Origin of the sequence: Rhodoblastus sp. (assembly GCF_052145335.1) — a bacterium.
GTDB lineage: Bacteria > Pseudomonadota > Alphaproteobacteria > Rhizobiales > Beijerinckiaceae > Rhodoblastus.
Genome location: NZ_JBKQOU010000215.1, coordinates 1 through 3,353 on the forward strand (window position 1 = coordinate 1; position 3,353 = coordinate 3,353).

Consider the following 3,353-nt stretch of genomic DNA (forward strand, 5'->3'; position numbering starts at 1 on the left):
GCGTTGACGTTCAAGAGTCCCCCCAGCGCGACAAAAAAAACGGCGCCCGTCACGCAAAAAAATGGACGATTGCAGCGCACCATGCGGCAAAAGCCCTGCAAAGGCTAGAGCCGGCGGGGAGATTCAAAACATGTCCCGCAAAGGCAACGACGGTTTCGCGAAATGGATTTGCGATGTCGAGTCATCCAGAGCCCATCCTGCTCCGGCGAAGCGGGGAGGGACGCCAGAAGAGCGCTATCAGCCGTGCGACGTGGCAACCGTTTCCGGCATCGCAACGGACTCCTGTCCCTCCGGCGGCGCCTGAACGGCGGGCGGCGGCTGCTACGCTGGCGATGACGCAGCTTGTTTGACGCCGAGATCCGCAAAAAGCTCCGCGAGCGCAGTATCGGCGAACATCGGCGCGATCTGTTCGACTGACGCCTCCGGCGCCAGCAGAATCGCCCAGAGATCGAAACATTCGCCTTCCATCGTCCGCACTTGGGCGAATCCCGCTTCGAGGGCGACGCGGGCCAGGCGCGGCGCGGTGAAGCCGGTGTTATGCGCCATGGATATCTGGCCATCGGCGATCGAGACGCCATGGCCATAGAGCATGTCGATTGGACGGATCTGACCCGCCGGCGAATTATAGGCGACGGCCTCGGAGCCTTCGGCGAGCAAATACCGGGCGATCGCGGACAGGTCGGGACAGGTGATCAGCGCGAATCCGTCGGGCTTGAGCACGCGCCGGAACTCGCGGAAAGCCGGTATCACCTCATGCGCATGCAGATGTTCGACAGCATGCGACGACCACAACGCGTCGAAACGCGCGTCGTCGATGATTCCGCGCATGTCGCTGAACGATCCGACAAGATCGGGAAGCGCGCGCGCGTCGATGTCGAGGCGGACTTCCGCCCATGCCGAAGGAGCAAAGGCAAAATGAAGACGTCCCGCGTTCGCAGGGCCGGCCCCCGCGTTCAGGACGCATTTCTTGACCTGTTCGTTCATTGGACGCCTTTTGTTTGTCAGATCGTGATGAGAATCCGGACCAGTTGTGATCCAAAACCTCGACTAACTTTTTACGGAATTTGCTTGTTCTCAAACGCATATTCGCGTCCGAAAAGTCAGAACGACTTTTTGGGGAATATGCGTTACCCAACGCCTTTGGCCAACGGTCCCGACTCCTTTGCGCGTTGAGGCGTTTTTTCGTCGATTCCCAGCACGGCCATGACTTCCCGCAGGCAAGCGCTTTTTTCGTAGCGCGCCAGAACCGTCTCGCGCGCCGCCCGTCCCAAATGGGCGAAGCGCGCCGGATCGGCCAGCACGCCGATGATCGATCGGGCGAGGGCCTCCTTATCGTGAAACGGCGTCAGCAAGCCGTTTTCTCCATGGCGGATCGCCTCGCGCACCGGCGCCGTATCCGAGCCGACGACGACGCAGCCGATCGCCATGGCCTCAACCGTCGACCAGGAGAGAACGAAGGGAAAGGTGAGATAGACATGGACGCGCGAAACCTGCAGCAGCCGCACATAGGCGTCGTAGGGCAGACGCGGCAGGAAATGGACTCGCGCTAGATCGATTTTGGAGGCCACTTCATCGAGATAGATCGATTTCCAGGTTTGGCCTTCCGGCGCCGGGGAGCCATAGGATACGCCGTCGCCGCCGACGATCACCACCTGCGCGCGCGGGCGCGCCGCAAGGATTTCCGGCAAGGCGCGCATGAAGACATGATAGCCGCGCACCGGTTCGAGATTTCGCGCCACGAAGGTCACCACTTCCTGGCCGCGATGCAAAATAGTTCCGTCCGGCAGAGCGAAGCGCGCAATCTTGTCCGGCCGCAGGCGGTCGCCGTCGACGCCTTCGTGAATGACGTGAATTTTTTCATGAAATTCTGGCGGATAGGTTTGCCTCTGCCATTCGGTCGGCGACAGACCGAGATCGGAATCGGCGAGCGACAAAAGCGTGCTGGCGTTCTTGCAGTGCAGCGTCACCAGGCCATCCACCCCGAGTTGCGGTCCTTCCGGATCGAAATGAACGTCCTGGCCTTCAGGCCGATAATAATATTCGCAATAAGTGACGATGCGGGCTTTCGGGAACGCCGAGCGCAAGGGCAGCGTCTCACCCCAGCCGCAATGACCGACGATCAGATCGGGCTCGAAACCGGATCTGCGCAATTCAGTCAGGGCGTAAAGCACCTCCGTGGCCCGGCGGCATTCGACATCGAATCGGCGCGCGAAGGGATGAGTTTCTGCGACGTTGAAAAAGGGCATCCGGTAGCGCTGCAATTGCACGTTGTCTAAAGCCTGTGCGCCTTCGGCGCCGACCGCCGCAAGCCTGTGCTCCGGACGTTTTGCCAATTCTCCCGCCAGGTTCCTGAATTGGGCCGGAAAATTATTGTGCACAAACAGAATGTTCATTTCGGGCTACTCGCGGGCCGCGACCCGGCGCGGCGTTCGTCCCGAATAAGGCATCCGCGCAAAAAAGCAAAACAAGCTGGCGTGCGGAGCGCCAAGACAACGCGACCGGCCTTCGTTCGACAGTTTTCCAAAAGATGCGAGAAGCGAAACTGAACGGAGGGCGGCACCAAAAAACCCCCCAACGCCCCGGGGAGGACGCGACGCGGCCGTGATGCGAACGCCGCGCGAAATATCCGCGCGGCGTCGAGAACGGGTTCAGTGGATTTTCAGAACGCCGCCGCCCTGGAAGTGGATGGTGACGTCCTTCACATCCAGCTGCTGACCGCCGCTGAACGTGATTTCCGAAACGCCCTTGACGTTGTCGATTTCGGTCATGTTGGCTTCGGTCTGCGACGTATAGATCGAGGTGCTGTGGCCGCCAATGATCGTGTCGTTGCCGGTTACGCCGACGTTGACCGTATCGGAGCCCGTGCCGCCGGTAACGCTCGAAGAGCCCCCGTTCTGCAGACTGATGGTATCGGTGCCAGATCCGCCATAAATGGTATCATAGCCGGAGCTCGCGACGATCGAGTTGGAGCCCGAACCGGCATACATGACCGAGTGGCCGCCGCCATCCAGGGTGTCGAGACCTGAACCGCCATAAAGCGTGTTGTGGCCAGTGCCAGCAACGAGCGAATTATTGCCACTGGTGACCTTGAGCAAGTCGTCGCCCGCGCCACCAATAAGCGTATCGGCAGAGGAAAACGAGCCGGCCATGGTGTCGCCATGCAACTTATCATTGCCTGTTCCGGCATTCATAACAGTCTTGAGGCCGCCATGCATCGTGTCGTTGCCGCCGCCGCCGTTCAGCGTTGTCGCGCCAGCCCCGGCGTAGAGAACGTTATTGCCGTGGTTAACCGTGAGGACTGTGCCGTTGGCAGCGCCGCCTACCAAAGTGTCGTGCCCTGTATGACCGATATC

3 protein-coding genes are annotated in these 3,353 nt (G+C 60.4%); all 3 read right to left on the reverse strand.

Going from position 1 to position 3,353, the window contains the following annotated elements:
* Positions 1–321: 321 nt before the first annotated feature.
* Complete coding sequence (locus ACLP2E_RS13615) at positions 322–984, reverse strand: class I SAM-dependent methyltransferase (protein ID WP_442466253.1); 663 nt, start codon at positions 982–984, stop codon at positions 322–324.
* Positions 985–1,127: 143 nt separating this feature from the next.
* Positions 1,128–2,393, reverse strand: coding sequence for a glycosyltransferase family 4 protein (locus ACLP2E_RS13620; protein ID WP_442466254.1), 1,266 nt, complete (start codon positions 2,391–2,393; stop codon positions 1,128–1,130).
* A 255-nt stretch (positions 2,394–2,648) separates the two neighbouring features.
* Positions 2,649–3,353: calcium-binding protein (locus tag ACLP2E_RS13625; RefSeq protein ID WP_442466255.1), on the reverse strand; the 705-nt coding region annotated here is incomplete at its 5' end.